Below are 15851 nucleotides of genomic sequence, written 5' to 3' on the forward strand. Positions count from 1 at the left end.
TAGTACACCTCCTAAAAGCCCATAGGCTTCTTGTTTGAAGTTAATCGTTTACGCTTCATTCCACCTGCTAGTGAAACACAAGCGGAAAGTCCATCTGGAAGATCATCGTTAGTTCCACCAGGAAATTGCTCAAGTTGTTCATGCAATAATGCTTGATTTGTTTTTTTGAACAATAAAAAACCACTTTCAACAAGTGGCTCAAGTGCTGCAATTCTATCCTCTTTTTTCTTAATTTCGTGACTAGTTACAGCCTTAATTCTTGCTGAATAGATACCTTTCTTACGTAAAGCATCTCTTAATTGGCTAGGCACATCATGAGCCATACCTATTGTTTCTACACCAAATATTTTAGGTGAGTACATTTCAATCTTTTCAACTGCAATCTTTAAAGCTTCATTTAATTTACATTTAGAAGCCCAAGCATCGACAATATATAAGACTCCAGTCCTTCTATTCTTAGCAATCGTGACAATTGCATTATAGTCAGTACGTTTTAGATTCTTACCAAGTGCAACATCCCAAAATGTATAGAAGTCTAAAGGTTGATTTACTAAGTCAGCATCAGTAAAATAGGAAAATGCTTCAGCGTTGAAAATTTGAGATTCTTCGTCTCTAGGTTCATTCTGATATTCAGTATTAAATGCTTTACTACCGTAATCCCATTTCCACTTCATTAACTTAAAGATGGACTGCGCTTCCTTCCACAATACCTTAACACCTTTATCCATTTCGGATTGATTCAACTCATAAAATGTAATTGCTTGTTGTTTTCGTTCCTCTTTGGTTAAATCCTTATCCAAATAAATAGAACGGCATTGTTCCCAAAGTTCTTGTTTCTCAGGTGGATCAATAATCGCTTTATATTTGATTGACTTAAAGTCAGGATTTTCATTGATTACATTATTAAGAAGGCTGTCTTGATGTACAATTGTTCCCATATAGATAAATGATGTGATTAGACCTTTTGCATCACCTAATGGGATTACATCTGAAGCAAACCAATCCTTTAACTTTGCTCGTTGTTCTGCTGTACCTGCGTTTGAATGAATACCTTCCAAATCATCAAGTACAATATAATCTGGTCTTGATCCGTTCCAGTTTAATCCACGAATTGCTTGATTGGTTGAAGCAGATACAAGATAAGAAAGTAACTTTTTAGAATCGTTCCCTTCATCTTCCCACGTAATAAATTCTTCTTGATTATCTCTAACATTAATTTGTTGTTTAGGTGAGAGCAGTTCTCCAAAATCCTGTCTCAACTTCTTATTTGATTTGAGTTGCCAACTAATCCAATCTAAAATACCCTTTGCAACCTTTGGAGTTTCAGATATGAGTACAATAAATTTACGTTTACGAAAAACAATTTCACGAATAGGATTTGCTTTAGACAAGTAAGAAGATTTCGCATGACCACGGGGAGCTGCAACTGCTACTTTTGCATTCTTTTCAACGTTGGATACATTGTCGATAATGGAGCATATTTCTTTGTGGAAGTCTGCTGCAACTTCAGGAGATTCAATATCGAATCCTTCCCAGTTACCATTATTGAAGGGATTACGGAGTTCAGAAAAGTATTCATGTGCAAAGTAGAGTAAATCTACCTCAGACCGATGAATACGTTCTAATCGTTCAATTTCGTTGAGATATGTTTCTAATTCTTCTATTTCAGAAGGGGAAAGACTATCTATCTGAGCCGTCATTTTTTGAATTAAAATTCGAGTTGCTTTGATTAGTTCCTCACGTTGAGGACGGTCTAGCCATTTACCATTAACATAAGCAATAGGTTTTACCTCCCTTCATTCTTATATAGTTATAACCTTTAATTCCCACTAAATTTACAATTCCTAACATGTTAAAATTAGTAGTGAGGTGGTATTTATGTTTATTTCACCAATGTTACTGCAAAAATCAAATCAGCCATTTAATGATGAATCCTACATCACCGAATTAAAACTCGATGGATTCCGTATGATCCTCAGCAAATGGGACGATAAGATAAAACTGTATTCAAGACATAATAATGACATTACAGCAAAGTTTCCTGAGTTAACAACACTAAACATTCCAAATGGTACTGTCCTAGACGGTGAACTTGTCGTATCAGATGAAAATGGTAAACCGGACTTTGAATCTACAATGGAACGTTTTATGTCATCAAAAACTAATCATCATGCACAATTCTGTGTATTCGATATAATTTATTTCAAAGGTGAAAAAGTCGTTTCTCTTCCTCTTCTTGAGCGCAAGACCTTACTCCAAGATGTTCTACCTACAAATCATCCTCACGTTGCAGCTGTTCAATGGATTCAAGGCAATGGATCAGCATACTTTGATTTAATTAAACAAAACGGACTAGAAGGAATCGTGTTGAAGAAAATTGACAATTCACCTTATGAAATTGGTAAACGTAGTTATTCATGGTTAAAGGTAATAAATTATCAGTATGATGATAATATTCTTATATACGGCCTACGTAAAGATAAATTCGGCTTACTTTTATCATTCCAGGATGGAACTCACGCTGGATTAATGGAGTTTATGCCACCAGAACAGCATAAACAGTTGTATTCTATGTACAAAGTAGTTTCTGAGAATGATAAATTTAAATACATTAAGCCTATTCCTGTTCGTGTAAAGTACCGAAACTTAACTAAACAAGGTAAATTGCGTATTCCTTCATTTGTGGAGTGGTTATAATCTCCACATTACATAGTTCATTTTCGGAGATTAAATTTGATTTGCGGATTTAGAGTACACTAGATGTACGCCAATATTCGACACGCCCCCCTGTGTACGGTTCGACATGAATTTCTATACAATAAAATGAATAAAAATAAACTAAAATAAAGTTAAATCAATTCAATTTACTGTATAAAAACTTTCTTTTATTGTAAACTACAAAGTAAAATTACTTTATTCACCAAATGAAATGGATCAAAACAAAAGAATAAACAATAAATATTTATTCATCATTAGTTTGTGAACTTCACATAGTCTATGCTAGTATTCTAAGTATGCGTAACATGGTTCAAACCCTTATGCCATCTGCGGTTGAGGGCTACTTTCACCCTATTGTTTACATAATGTATGTTCTAGAACCTCGTTGATGTATCAACGTTTATGACGGGTAAGTTTGTGAATTATCTTTATAAAGTTTTTATGCAGTAATTATCTTGTATAAATCATTCAATAAACTAACTGGCCTTGTATATTCTGATATACCTATGACCCTTTTCAAAACTATACCGACATATTAATCAAACTTTATACAGGGATAATAATGATATACATTCATTATGCAGTGGGATCGAAAAATTTTGAGGCTTTCTCCGTGGGAGGTTTGCAGTCAATGTAATCATACTCATTTCACAGTTTTTCATAGCCTATTTACTACCTATAATAACCACTCAAACACCACTAAATATAGGCATTCCTAGCACTTTCTACTACAACATATAGTCTAATGTGTATAGTCCTCTTTTACACTACCTTGTACTGAACCATTAGAGAACTGCATAGCCCTCTCTTTTATCTTATCAATATCTATTGTATGGTCTTCATTAATTGTACGAACTTCTTTCTTATCCGTTAACATTTCATGCATCTTTAAGAATAATTCAGCATGTTTACCACTACCCTTAACAGCTTGTTCCTTAATAGCATTTAACACTTCAGGTAGATGTTTAGTCGTATGCTTTAACATTTCTTTTTTTAAATCACGTTCATCTAATGCTCCATCTTTTCTCCAACTGTACAGGGTATTTAAATGGACACCAATATAATCTGCTATATCCTGGTACGTATTAAGTAACTTAACCTTGTTTCCATTCTCATCTAATGCCCAACGTTCAGACTTAGGTAAAGCAAGATAATACATCGCCTGTAATTGTTCTGGTGTATATGTTTTCTTAGCGATTTTAACCGACTCCTTTCAATTCAATTAATATTTCCTCAGTAATCCTATTTAACACACTCTTAGTAATCTCAAACTCATTCTTCAAACGCTCAACTAATTCTGGTTGTTTCCTATTCCACCATATTTCAAACTGCAATCTTTCCACCTTATCGAAATAAGGATTGACATACTCATTCCAATATCTAACCGTATGAACATGGTCGCAACTTTTGCAAGTGTAATACCAGTGGAAAACAGATCTGTCCCTATAAAGTCCGATATAAGGCTTATTAAGCTTTTTTGGTACTTTAAATTTAGACGGACACGCTGTACACTTGATAGTCCTAATAGCCATCTAACTAATCCAAAACGAAAAGCACAAGGCCAATATTCCAGCAATACTGATACTTGAATAATGAACTTTATTTTCTTTAATCGGATCATCACAAACAAATAATACACACAATCCAATAATTACAAATAAAACTATCTGAAACGCTAATAACAATTATTTTCCCTCCAAAGGATCGAATTCAAATAATAATTCACCATCTAATGACCAATACTGAGTAATTATTCTTATTGGGTCATCTTTTCCGTTACCTTTTCTTTTTAAGATTGTTTCAATAACTTGAGTTACTTTAGCATAATCCATCTAATCAACTCCATATAAAAAAGCACTCAAATGAGTGCCTTCAAATTATTATTCAATTACACTATTTACATTAATATTTACGATCTCCCAATCTTTAAATATTAAATTCTTCCTTTTTTCGTCTAGCTGAATAATTATTTCCATGTTACTTTTTATTCTTTGTATATCAGACTTTCTCTTAGAACTAACAGTTGTAATTACCTTGTATGTACGATCACCTTCGTAGGTTGCTTGATACTCTTCTGCAACGCTAACGTCAATTTGTTCTTCAGTAAAACCCTCTAAACCCCACTGTTTATAAACATACTCCTTGGCATAATCGCTTGAAATTTGAAATGCCTTTTCTCTATAGTCATTCGATTTTAGGTCTTCATCAGAGATTGGAAGTATATAGAGACTCTGAAAAAATTGAACAATAAAATAAATAATAAGTCCGATTCCAATAATTAATCCAAACCCTATCAACCCTGCACTTGCATCATCATCCACTTTTCTTACTTCCCATTTCGCCATATTCCATCTTCACTCCTAGTACAAATATACTAGTTTATGATAATGCAATTTGAAATGATTGACAATTAATTAAAAATCTTTCTTTCATTAATAAGCACCCATTATTGAGCGCTTCAAGATTCTTTACTAAATATCATCCATATAAAATAAATAATTGCTACTACTATAGACGTATTCAAATATCCTGACCAATTAAAAAACAAGTCGGATATCGAATTTGCCGTATCATAATTATGACCATGCCAAAAAAATGTATGTATTCCAAATATGACAATATATAATATTGGTGGGACAATTACTCCAAAAATCAAACAGTATATTGAAGCACCTATTATCTTTTCCATATCGCACCTCCAAAATATATATCGGTTAAATATGGAATTCATTAAAAAAGACACCCACAACAATTTATGGATGCCTTAATTTCATTTATTTACTTTTTAGTAATTAAAGTAGTCAACTCTCATCAATACTTTTCAAAGTCGCTAACAATTCATCTTTCCACGCTTGATCTTCTTGTTGTTTTTGCTGCATAGCTTGTAAATTTTGTCTCATTGTATCGTTAAACATTTTCTTTTCACTCCAATAAAAAACACCCACAAAGATTTGTAGGTGAAAATCAAGAAATATATATTAATGTTCAAGAACTCTCAAACAGGCCAATCAAATTTTCTGTCTATTCTAGGGGTGTTATATTGGACAGATCAACTAAAATAATCCTATAGTTCATCTGTTCGTCCATGATTTCACAGTAACCATTGTCATACATAAAAAAGATTGTATACATCTTGTCTTGATACTCTACTCTTGTACCAACTTTCATCTAAAAAAAGACCCCCTAAGACCTGTTTGAGAGCCTATTTTAGAAATTACCAATTTATAACCTTTTTGTAAAGAGGTGATTATTTCTGTCACATTTTTGTCACATATCTCACATCTTCTTTTGACATATTTTGTCGAAAGTATTTTACTTATGTTAAAAATTTTGCATAATATTGTTTGTATTTGATTTTAAGTAAAGTTATAAATCTTTAAAGAGGTGTAATAATTGTTACAGGAAAGTACGCAACCGAATAGAGAAACTCTTATTTTATCAATAGTGCGAAAAAGAGATGAAATGATTCGCCTTGCTACTTCAAATGGTCTATTAAACAGTAAAACAATTAAATGTAGTCAAGAACTCGATAGGTTATTAAATGCTTACAAAAAGTTTCAAATCCATTAATAACCTATAGGTGTCCTACGTTTTCTACAATTGTATTTCAATAGTGACACCGTTTTTCATCTCCATATAAAAAAGCACCCTATTAAGGAGTGCTTAAAGTACTTTTGATACAATTGCTTTACCTTCGAACAAGTATTCAATTTTACTTTGATCACTTTTTTCTTGATTCCAGTAATTTGTCGCATCAATTCTTACATCATTTAACTTTTTTATTCCACCACTTACAAAAAGAGAATCACACTTAAACAACTTTCCATGTAATTCAAGTTCTAATAATTGACAATAAAATGAGTTAAAATTTAATTCATGTTTCCAATATTCGATTTCATTCCCACTACTTAGCCAAATACACTTCTGTCTTGAGGGTAAATCTTTATTTACATTTAACCTGATTTCTTCAAATATTGTTTCTCTTGCAAAATGCCAATAGTACGTAAGTCCTTGGCCTAATGACTCTATGGTATTTACGTAACGAACATCCTTAACATCATAATCCCCAAAGAAACGGTTATAACCATTTGTGGGTGTAATTATTTCCTCACCTTCGACATATATCTTGGAAACTTTATTTGTATTTATATGATACAATTTCAACCCAGTTACAATATCCATAATGAGAAGTCCTCGACTACTTAAAGAATAGGAGTATCATTAAAATATATTTTCATAAGCATTTAATTCAGCTTCTAATTCATCGATTGATTCTTGATAATCTTTTTGTAAGAATCTGTGATGAGTTAAAACCAGTAATAAACTATCCATTATTTGTGGAAAAGGTACATCTTCTAACAACTTTCTAAATGTAATATTTTTTGGTTTTTCTTTAGGATTGTACAAATCAACTATTACAGGCATACCTTGTTCAACATCGAAAACATAAAGTTCACTTTCTCTAGTATCATGATATAATACAGGGCCTCTAGCACTCATATAATCTGTATCTTTTCCTTTAAACATATAACCTTTTTGTTTAATTACATGCATTACCGGAAATAATTTTCGAACAGTATCTCTAATTTTTTCTTCCTGTTTATCGACTATTGCTCTATGAGATTGAGCTAATGATGATACTAAAACATACTCTTCCTCAATGTTGTCCATTAATTCTTTTACAACTACCTCTAACTTTTCCAGAACAAACACTCCCTCACCAAATATTTAATTACATTTCCAATATTCGCCAAGGAGTGACAAAAATCCTACTATTATTTTACAATTTTCTATAAAATATTAAATCTTCATCTTTCAATTTAATTAAGGAGTATAATTTATCAAATACAACTGTTGTATAACCACCATGACTTCCGCCGACAAATGCATGTTGTTCCATAAAGCAACCAGTTCTAACCATCCTAACGACCAAGGCTTTTAATTCATCAGGTGTAATTTTTATATCCCTATAAACTGTTTCCTCAAACTGTTTCCAATGATTTATTTTTGCATCATTGTGAAATCCACCTGTCTCTTTTTCAATTTCTTTTAACGTAAAGAGAAAATAAATTTCCCTAAAAGTTAATTCATCTAGAATTTTTAAATAATCATCATACTCGTCTGCTTTACTCAATTGCCCACTAGGTAATCCACTTTTGAACAATCTCGCAAAAAATCTAATTTTTTCTCTTTGCTTCGTAAATAGTGCCGCTTTAAAAGTAGAAAAATAAGCATGTAGAAATTCTTCAGACTCTATAATCTCTGTTGTTAACTCCACTGTACCTGAATTTAATTCATCATAGAAACATTTAGCACGCTCTATTAAAATATTATTATATGAATTAGTTAGCGCTAAATCTACAATTGAACCAAAAGGCACAATTTGTACTAAGCTCCTAATAACGGTATTTCCATTGTATTTCGCTAATAATTCTTTTTTTATGGTATTTTTAACTACATTATCAACAATACTTAATTCATTATTACTCAACTAAACACATCTCCCATCAAATATTCGCATTTCCAATATTCAACAAAAGGAGTTCTTTTCCTTCTTTGTATATGGTAAATTTTATATATGGAGGGGTATTTATGCTATATATTTACGGACGAATTAAGCCCACAATGGCAGTGTATTGGATAATGTTCGTATTTTCAATTATCGTCTTGTTTGCTTACTATTGGATGAAAATAGGTATTTTTGGACTTATTTTTGTTGCCATTTATCTAGGACTGCTATATTATTTTGTAATTAAAAAACTCTTGGACAAAAGTCTATACTTTTTTCTTTATTTTTATGTAATTGCTTATTTCTTTGTTGGTTTTGTTCCTTTTTTATTTATTGATCCATTTTTGTATTGTTCAAAACCCTACATGTTTTATGAACTAGGTGAAGGATACAATATACCTATCTTAACCAAAACATTTTATTCTATGGGTTTACTGAAAAATTGCGACCAGGATTTTACATTAATAGATTTCTAAATATCTAACATAAAACATTTACATGTATGTGACCTTGATGACTTTCCACCTTCAAGGTCTTATTTTTTATTCGTCATGCTAGTGAATTCGAACTCATAAGGGTCATATCATCACTACATTAAAAAGACACCCAAAACAATGTATGGATGCCTTAATGAATTATTTATGTTGATCTTCAATTGCTTCTACTAAGGTTTTATAATACTCTTCCTTAGTAAAAACACCTTTTTCAATTAACAATGCAACAATAGCTGTAATATGATCAACGAGCCCATCTTCATGAGAACGTCCCTCATTTAACTCATTTAGTCTTGCTAATATATCATCCAATATTTCCAACTCCTAATGATAGTTTCAACTAATCTTCTATGGTAACTTTTACAACATTGTTTAGATTAACCATAGTTCTACCCGAAACTTCAAACCAACCACCTTTATTAAGGTTACTCTTAATCTCTGGTATTCCCTCATATGGTGCAATAGTAAATTCTTCAAATTTACTATTTACATAAAAGAAAGTTACCTTGTATTCTGTCGGTTGACTCATTATCTCCACTCCTCTAACAAATACTATTAACACTTCCAATATTCGCCAAGGAGTGACAAAAGTCCTGCTAGAATTTATTTACCATACCACATTTCTAATTCATTTTGTTCTTCTTGATTTAATGCATCGTACTCCAATTTCACTTTTGTTAAGTTACGTTTTATTAATGTGTTTTTATAAATAAACAGAAAAATATATATAAGAAGATTGATGAACAAAACTAACCCAAAGAATAAATGAAACTGATTAATTATAATAAAATTACCAAGCATTTGCTGTAAAAAACCAAAAATTAAAAATAAAGTTCCAACTTTCCCGTAAGCTTGTTGTTCATTTAAACTATTGAAAATCAAAGGATGTATTCCCGCAATAGGAATTGTTTGTTTTACTATAACTTTATATTTCACTTTAAAGAACGCTATTCCTAATAAAATAGCACCTACCACATCCGATATAAGACCTGTAATGATTATATAGTTAATATCCAATACGTTCACATCCATTTTTTACGCTTATTATATCATTTATATAATAATTTAGTGAACTCGACCAGATTCGAACTGGTAATCCACTCTGTATTTCTACAGGTTGCTCTAACCATTAAGCTACGAGTCCAAAAAGTATGGTAAATGTATTTCAATTTACACTTAACTCATTTATCTTTCTTTTTACGTCCAAACATTTGCATATTCGTTTTCCATACAGAAAAGAAAAATATAGCAACAATCAACAATACTCCACAAATTAAACCAGCCAAGAATACAGGGTCAAAATAAATAAACGCCACTTACCAAAACTTTGTATAAGTCGTTGGGTCAATTGAATTACTAATAAATGTTTTTATCATTTAATTTCACACTCTTTTCAGTAATTTAAAGTTTTAAGCAAAATAAAAAAGCCTATTGACACACTACGCTTCAGTTAAATCTTCATATTCCTTTATCCATTGATAAACTTTTGCTCGATTTACTCCAAATAAATTTGCAATTTGGGTTTTATTCATTCTTTGCAATATTTCATCAAGCTGCTCTTTACTCGGTTTCTCATTTTTCTTTAATTCTCTATGTTTCTCAAGACATTCTAAATCACAGTATTTTGCATTCTTTACTAAATACTCATCACAGTAACCACATTTTCTAACTTTATGTGATTTATCTTTGCTTTCAAATACTTCACGTAAGCCTTCTCGATTAATCCACTCATGTAATTTTCTATGCTGCCCATGATCCATTACAAGCAAATTTTCATGTAGATTATTTGCGCGGTTAAAGTCGATATGATGAACATTTTCATTCTTTGCTAAGGGTCTACCTAACATCTTTTCAGCCACCAATATATGCTCATAAATTATCGGATAACCACTTTCAATGCTCATTGCTCTTGGATGTCCTTCTGGTGCTCTTATAACTATGTAATCATTAATTTTATGCAACAATTTCACTTCCAACAAATCATAATTTCCAACCGGAACAAACTCATAATCAATGTATTTATCTTTTATTAACTCTTCCTTTGCACAAAAACGAATAAAATTCATATCTAAATTACTGTCATCCTTGTTCTTATCTTTCAAGTAATCCAGATAGCTAAGTATACTAGGTGCATGAAATTAATTCAGAAAATAAAAAAAGACGCTTATTTAGCGCCGTTTACTTCAATCGATCTAATTCTGTTTTTGCATTTTTAATTGCTTCTTGGCCTTCTTTTAAATGTTTGTCCAAAAAGTATCCATAATTATCTAATTCCATTTGGTTATCTGCATTCAGTGATTTCATAGCAAACTCTACAGATTCTCTTAAATTAATTACTGCATCGCTAATATAACCAGATAAATCATATGTGTCTTTGGCTCCTTGTGCAACCTCGAATTCATCTAAGGTAAAATATAAATCTTCTAATTGTCCGTAAAGAACAACATAACCATTTGATTTATCATATTTACTAAAACGATAAACATCAAGAACTTCGCTATTCAAATCACTTATTTCATTATAGTTTTGTTCCAGTTCATATAAGTTATAATAGTTATTATAATTAATAGATGTTGTTTCTGCTTCTACCTCTTTATGTGATGTACGTTGCATTTCATTACCAACGCCACATATAACCATGATGGCAATTGCTCCAGCTATAAATGCTATTTTCTTTTTCCAATTCTTCGTCAATTTATTTAAAATCATATTTGATTGACTCTCCCTTTTATATTTTCTAAATTTATTTGTTGCTTGTTGTATTACCACATCTATTATAATTTGTTTTTCTTCACTTTACTTGTAACAGTTTTTGGCACAGAAAATTCTTCTTTTTTATTAGATTGCACTTCTAAGATCTCTGGATAATCCTTTAATGCTTACGGACTTCCAACTCAAAATAAGAATCCAGACACCAATTAGTCCCTTATTTAGTGAGGTGGAAGGCATACAAACGAGGGACTCGTGAAAGTCCCTGCAAGTTTATATGCGGAGGAAATATAAATGAATAATGTTACTGTTGAAGCAAAAGCATAATGTCCTGCACGATCAAATGAAAGAACTTACCATCTGAGTATGGTCAAGAAAACATCAATCACCTCATGCAGGTTAAAACTATATTAATATTGGAGGATCAAACAAATTATGCAAAATTGTTTGAATGTCTAACCTTATTATTTAAATGGCCGAGGAGAGACGGGGCGATCTAGATAAACTAGACCGATACGGCCAAGAATATTAATCTATAGGAATTGTTACAGTTCTATATTCCTTCGCTGTATCAATTATCTGTCTAAGTTTCATTTCTTTTTCAGAAGACAGTCCACATTGAAAATTAAAAAATTGTGAGATCAAACTAGGACTACACCCTATTGCTTGAGCAATCTTTTTATTTGAAAGGCCTTTTCTTCTTTTATCCATGTACAGTTGATTTATTTCATTTCTTGTCATTCAACTCCCCTCACTTTCAGAATTAGTAAATATATTCAGTAATTTATTTTAATAAATTATTTCAGTTTTATAACAAAAAATAATGAGTAAGGATATTTCTTCTCATTAACTATTAGATAAGTATGTACACTTTTTTCAAAAAAATAGAGATTATTTATTGACTTTATATATTGTGGTATGTTATATTTGATTTTTATATGTTTTTAACTGGAATAAAAAAGGGAATTACACTTAAGTAACCCCCTTCGCCAATAACTGTATTATTTATATGCCTTCTTAATTTCTCTCGCACACACTTTACAAATTGCTTTTAAGCCATGTTTACCCTTCTTATCAGGACTGAAATTCCTTTCATTTGCTAATTTATCTTTACCGCAACAAGTGCAAGTTTTCGTACGATATTTATCTACTTCAACCTGATCTAAATAAGCATGTGCAATCCTTTTACTAATCGTATTCTTCAAAGCGTATGTAATATCTCTAACACTCATTTCAACATTATGTACTTCCTTAATATAATTCACTGCTCTCATATACGGATGTTTATCTAATATCCTCTTATCATTCATCGAATAACCCTTCTCTTGTTTCACTACAGCAACGATATCCATCTCAACAGGAGAAAGTTCACCTAGCCTAAAAGCTTCGTTAATCGCTTCGTTAAACTGTTTTAAGAGCAGATAAATTTCACTTCCAGGTCTATTACCGTACTTGTCTTTCAGCATTGAATAAACAGGAAAATAATTAGATATTCTGATTTGCTTTTGCTTCTTTGAATCATTACCCTCTTCATCAACCTCAATTATATATCCATCATGCACCTTTTCACTTTCGGTTTGAAAACTTAATAACGAATAAACATGTTTTGGATTACTCATATCAAATGTATCTCTAATTATATTTAATGCAGAATTCTCAAATGTAATAGCATTTACCTTTGGTTTATATCCCCTAGATTCAATAGGTTTTACAAGTTGCTCTCTAACCTTATGCATTTCATATCCTACTTCATTTATCAATTTCTTTACTTTTGTATATTGACCTAGCCCATTCTTTGGCTTACCATAGTAATCAAGTACAGATTGAAATTTTCTTTCTAATTCGTTTTTGCCTTCTTCTGTTGCACCAGATAAAGGCTTAGTAACTGAGTTAATTCGGATTAACTCTAACTTTCTAGGATTCTTTAACACTTTAATTTCTTTTTTGGTATTTAATTCACAGTACCAATGGTACAAATGTGAAAGGTCAATTCTTGGTTTACCTTGCTCCCATGCTTGGTAAGCCTTTTTTCTTTCTATTTCTAATTTCTTATCCACTTTATGAATATATTCTTCTTTCTTTATGTCCTTCTCTTCACCAGTAACCCCTAATTCATCTTGAAGTAAAATTATTGATGCTTTCATTTCCAATAACTCTGGATATTTATATAAATCGCCATCTGATATCTGACGTTGTTTTCGTTTTACTTTTTCACTCAACCTTTTCAGAAGAATTTCTTTTTGATTATGATCCAATGATGCTGAGTCAAGCATATCCTCACTTATACCTTTACCTTTACCTTTATTAAAATCGCTTTCCTCATAGTTGATATATCGCTCACGTTGAATAATTTTCTCTTGTGCATCATTCGACAACCAAGTATAACCATTTAATTCATCCTTCTTAGTTGCTTTAAATATATAATCTTCAAGAGTAATTAATCCTTTTGAAAATGGATCATGCTCTGATAAAGGTTGACTTTTACTAAGATTCCCATGCCTTTCTGCATATGCTTTACTCATAATGTGACTATTGATAAAAGAATCATAACCATCCACAGTATCAACTTCACCAATTAATTGTTTAACCGCTAATACTCGTTCCTCATCTGAATTCAAATTATTATCTAACTGACTTCTATAATTCCTGAAACCTTGTACAATATCTGATTTACTTAAAGTGTTAGAATTATAATCTTTACTTCTAATTCGATTACCATTTTCAAGAAAACTTTCAGGACTACAATGTACCTTATCCTTTTTGACCATTTCATCAAATTCAACTTGAGATATATTATCACGTAATGGAACTAATTTATTTAAATTCATTCATTAACCTCCAATGTATATTTGCTTAACTTGCTTACTGATAAAAAAACAACAAAACAAAAACTGTTAAGTGGCAGAACACGATAGTGTTCAACAACCTGTGACGAATGGCAACAGGTTAATAAGATTCTAGCGAATCTTATTGAATAGTATTCTGAATCATCTTTTAAACTATCTGTTAATCAATCTTCTAAATTGTCTTATATATACTCTTATTAAATATCTTATAGCGAAAACGACACGGCTCTATCCCTTGTCGCTCTAAGGCTTATTTGTGGACACTGAATGATTGATGTCCAAGTTATAAGAATCACTGTCCTATTTATGTAATTGACTGTCCATTTTATTAAATTAGGTGTCCAATTTTAAAAAGTTGGTGTCCAATTTATTAAAGCGAGTGTCCTAAAATAAAAGGTTGGCGTCCATTTTATTAGAGTGAGTGTCCATATTATCCAAGTCACTGTCCACTTTTAAATCAATGTCCAATTTATTCGGGTTGGTGTCCTCTTTATTTTCCTCATCAACTGGATATGGATCAGGCTCTATATTATGTATCTTTTGAATCGTTGTATCATTATAGACAGGATAATAGTGTAATGATGGTTCTTGTCTGGTCATAAGTTTATGATTAAAATTCTTCGGCTTACTAGCATGTATTAATGGTAAATCCTCATTTTCCAAACAAAATCTATCCTTAACCCTAAGATTAATTAATTTATCCAATCTCCTCTGAATCACATCGACATCTTTCACATTTAGATTCTCTGCAATTTTGCTTGTAGTTTGAGCAATTCCTTTACTTTCTTTATCCGAAGAGTCGTAACACTGAACAAGATACAAATACAACGCAAATTCATGTTCATCTAATATTCCATTAATAAATAAATCTAAATCATATATCGATACCATGAAGTATTTATGGGCTTTCAATTCCACTTCTTTTGTTTCTGGATTAGTAACTTCTTTCAATTCACAGTCAAAAGGAGTGTACCAACGATAAGTTTTTACCTTCCTATTTCGTTCAAATCCTCTATCCTTATGTTTTTTTACTAACTGAAAACGCATAGGCTCTTTTAATAATTCGTTTTTCCCATCCTTCATTAAACGATTATTCATAAGTAAATTAATTTCCTGTAACTCCTCAAGTCTTTCTTTTATTCGCTTTACGGACATTCCCATAAATGCTGCAATTTCGTCTACATAGCACCAAAATTCCATTTTGTCTAAGAACTTCAAACCGATATAAAGAGCAAGATTTCTAGAATCAAATTTAACCTTCCTTACTTCATCTGTTTCAATATAATTTCCTTTTTCATCGGTTGTTTTTACTTTGTATTCGAAATATCCCCTTTGGTACAAATCCATAATTTTATTATTTATCATTACGTATTTAATCCCCTGCGATTCAAACAAACTTCTAATTTCTTCCTGACTTCTTAATTGTCTTTTTACTCTTGGCATTTTAATCTCCTTTGTATATGTGTTTATTTTGCTTACTAATCTGTATTAACCTTTCAGTACATTCTGTAATGCTTCAGTACGTTCGTATAGCCAATACTTCTTATTGCTTAATGAAATAGAACAAGTGATTAA

18 protein-coding genes and 1 tRNA gene are annotated in these 15851 nt (G+C 31.3%); 2 read left to right on the forward strand and 17 right to left on the reverse strand.

All coding sequences use genetic code 11. The features are described from left to right. Positions 1-11: 11 nt before the first annotated feature. On the reverse strand, positions 12-1700 hold the full coding sequence (locus tag V7138_RS14970) for a hypothetical protein (RefSeq protein ID WP_335398727.1): 1689 nt from the start codon (positions 1698-1700) through the stop codon (positions 12-14). 178 nt (positions 1701-1878) lie between these two features. On the opposite strand from V7138_RS14970, the gene V7138_RS14975 reads away from it, so the two are divergent. Then, complete coding sequence (locus V7138_RS14975; protein WP_335398729.1) at positions 1879-2697, forward strand: ATP-dependent DNA ligase; 819 nt, start codon at positions 1879-1881, stop codon at positions 2695-2697. A gap of 763 nt (positions 2698-3460) precedes the next feature. Here the strand turns inward: V7138_RS14975 and V7138_RS14980 are convergent. The 4 genes from V7138_RS14980 to V7138_RS14995 all read right to left on the reverse strand — a co-directional run bounded on the left by V7138_RS14980 (position 3461) and on the right by V7138_RS14995 (position 5063). After that, the gene (locus V7138_RS14980) at positions 3461-3877 is read right to left on the reverse strand and encodes a phBC6A51 family helix-turn-helix protein (protein WP_335398731.1); all 417 of its coding nucleotides are present in this window, start codon (positions 3875-3877) and stop codon (positions 3461-3463) included. 40 nt (positions 3878-3917) lie between these two features. Beyond that, positions 3918-4052 (reverse strand): hypothetical protein, encoded by a 135-nt coding sequence (locus tag V7138_RS14985; protein WP_335398733.1) that lies wholly within the window; start codon positions 4050-4052, stop codon positions 3918-3920. A 351-nt stretch (positions 4053-4403) separates the two neighbouring features. Beyond that, positions 4404-4550 (reverse strand): hypothetical protein, encoded by a 147-nt coding sequence (locus tag V7138_RS14990; protein WP_335398734.1) that lies wholly within the window; start codon positions 4548-4550, stop codon positions 4404-4406. Between the two features lie 48 nt (positions 4551-4598). Further along, positions 4599-5063, reverse strand: coding sequence for a hypothetical protein (locus tag V7138_RS14995; protein WP_335398736.1), 465 nt, complete (start codon positions 5061-5063; stop codon positions 4599-4601). A gap of 1099 nt (positions 5064-6162) precedes the next feature. Between V7138_RS14995 and V7138_RS15000 the strand changes: the two genes are divergently transcribed. Beyond that, positions 6163-6288 (forward strand): aspartyl-phosphate phosphatase Spo0E family protein, encoded by a 126-nt coding sequence (locus V7138_RS15000; protein WP_335398864.1) that lies wholly within the window; start codon positions 6163-6165, stop codon positions 6286-6288. 93 nt (positions 6289-6381) lie between these two features. On the opposite strand, the gene V7138_RS15005 is transcribed toward V7138_RS15000, so the two are convergent. The 12 genes from V7138_RS15005 to V7138_RS15060 all read right to left on the reverse strand — a co-directional run bounded on the left by V7138_RS15005 (position 6382) and on the right by V7138_RS15060 (position 15719). After that, on the reverse strand, positions 6382-6900 hold the full coding sequence (locus tag V7138_RS15005; protein WP_335398738.1) for a DUF2441 domain-containing protein: 519 nt from the start codon (positions 6898-6900) through the stop codon (positions 6382-6384). Between the two features lie 39 nt (positions 6901-6939). Next, the gene (locus V7138_RS15010) at positions 6940-7431 is read right to left on the reverse strand and encodes a hypothetical protein (protein ID WP_335398740.1); all 492 of its coding nucleotides are present in this window, start codon (positions 7429-7431) and stop codon (positions 6940-6942) included. A gap of 67 nt (positions 7432-7498) precedes the next feature. Further along, complete coding sequence (locus V7138_RS15015) at positions 7499-8209, reverse strand: hypothetical protein (RefSeq protein ID WP_335398742.1); 711 nt, start codon at positions 8207-8209, stop codon at positions 7499-7501. A gap of 653 nt (positions 8210-8862) precedes the next feature. Further along, positions 8863-9033, reverse strand: coding sequence for a hypothetical protein (locus V7138_RS15020; RefSeq protein WP_335398744.1), 171 nt, complete (start codon positions 9031-9033; stop codon positions 8863-8865). Positions 9034-9061: 28 nt separating this feature from the next. Further along, complete coding sequence (locus tag V7138_RS15025; protein WP_335398746.1) at positions 9062-9250, reverse strand: hypothetical protein; 189 nt, start codon at positions 9248-9250, stop codon at positions 9062-9064. Positions 9251-9324: 74 nt separating this feature from the next. Continuing rightward, positions 9325-9738: a hypothetical protein gene (locus tag V7138_RS15030; protein WP_335398748.1), complete on the reverse strand. Its 414-nt coding sequence runs from the start codon at positions 9736-9738 to the stop codon at positions 9325-9327. Positions 9739-9790: 52 nt separating this feature from the next. Beyond that, a tRNA-Phe gene (locus tag V7138_RS15035) sits at positions 9791-9865 on the reverse strand. A gap of 295 nt (positions 9866-10160) precedes the next feature. Continuing rightward, entirely contained in the window at positions 10161-10787 is a 627-nt protein-coding gene (locus V7138_RS15040; protein ID WP_335398750.1) for an HNH endonuclease, read from the reverse strand. 112 nt (positions 10788-10899) lie between these two features. After that, positions 10900-11430: a hypothetical protein gene (locus tag V7138_RS15045; protein ID WP_335398752.1), complete on the reverse strand. Its 531-nt coding sequence runs from the start codon at positions 11428-11430 to the stop codon at positions 10900-10902. A 528-nt stretch (positions 11431-11958) separates the two neighbouring features. Continuing rightward, positions 11959-12171, reverse strand: coding sequence for a hypothetical protein (locus tag V7138_RS15050; RefSeq protein ID WP_335398754.1), 213 nt, complete (start codon positions 12169-12171; stop codon positions 11959-11961). A gap of 260 nt (positions 12172-12431) precedes the next feature. Then, a complete protein-coding gene (locus V7138_RS15055; RefSeq protein ID WP_335398756.1) occupies positions 12432-14258 on the reverse strand; it encodes a hypothetical protein in 1827 nt (608 codons plus the stop codon). A gap of 402 nt (positions 14259-14660) precedes the next feature. Continuing rightward, on the reverse strand, positions 14661-15719 hold the full coding sequence (locus V7138_RS15060) for a hypothetical protein (RefSeq protein WP_335398757.1): 1059 nt from the start codon (positions 15717-15719) through the stop codon (positions 14661-14663). Positions 15720-15851: the final 132 nt, after the last annotated feature.

The sequence above is a fragment of the Bacillus sp. JJ1533 genome (genome assembly GCF_036965045.1).
Taxonomy (GTDB): Bacteria; Bacillota; Bacilli; order Bacillales; family Bacillaceae_L; genus Ferdinandcohnia.

Bases quoted from the DNA above. Each gene is read 5' to 3' on its own strand.
- V7138_RS15050 (WP_335398754.1), bottom strand. From the start codon at position 12,171: ATGACAAGAAATGAAATAAATCAACTGTACATGGATAAAAGAAGAAAA.
- V7138_RS15045 (WP_335398752.1), bottom strand. From the start codon at position 11,430: ATGATTTTAAATAAATTGACGAAGAATTGGAAAAAGAAAATAGCATTT.
- V7138_RS15055 (WP_335398756.1), bottom strand. From the start codon at position 14,258: ATGAATTTAAATAAATTAGTTCCATTACGTGATAATATATCTCAAGTT.
- V7138_RS15040 (WP_335398750.1), bottom strand. From the start codon at position 10,787: ATGAATTTTATTCGTTTTTGTGCAAAGGAAGAGTTAATAAAAGATAAA.
- V7138_RS14995 (WP_335398736.1), bottom strand. From the start codon at position 5,063: ATGGCGAAATGGGAAGTAAGAAAAGTGGATGATGATGCAAGTGCAGGG.
- V7138_RS14970 (WP_335398727.1), bottom strand. From the start codon at position 1,700: ATGACGGCTCAGATAGATAGTCTTTCCCCTTCTGAAATAGAAGAATTA.
- V7138_RS14980 (WP_335398731.1), bottom strand. From the start codon at position 3,877: ATGTATTATCTTGCTTTACCTAAGTCTGAACGTTGGGCATTAGATGAG.
- V7138_RS14990 (WP_335398734.1), bottom strand. From the start codon at position 4,550: ATGGATTATGCTAAAGTAACTCAAGTTATTGAAACAATCTTAAAAAGA.
- V7138_RS15060 (WP_335398757.1), bottom strand. From the start codon at position 15,719: ATGCCAAGAGTAAAAAGACAATTAAGAAGTCAGGAAGAAATTAGAAGT.
- V7138_RS15025 (WP_335398746.1), bottom strand. From the start codon at position 9,250: ATGAGTCAACCGACAGAATACAAGGTAACTTTCTTTTATGTAAATAGT.
- V7138_RS14975 (WP_335398729.1), top strand. From the start codon at position 1,879: ATGTTTATTTCACCAATGTTACTGCAAAAATCAAATCAGCCATTTAAT.
- V7138_RS15005 (WP_335398738.1), bottom strand. From the start codon at position 6,900: ATGGATATTGTAACTGGGTTGAAATTGTATCATATAAATACAAATAAA.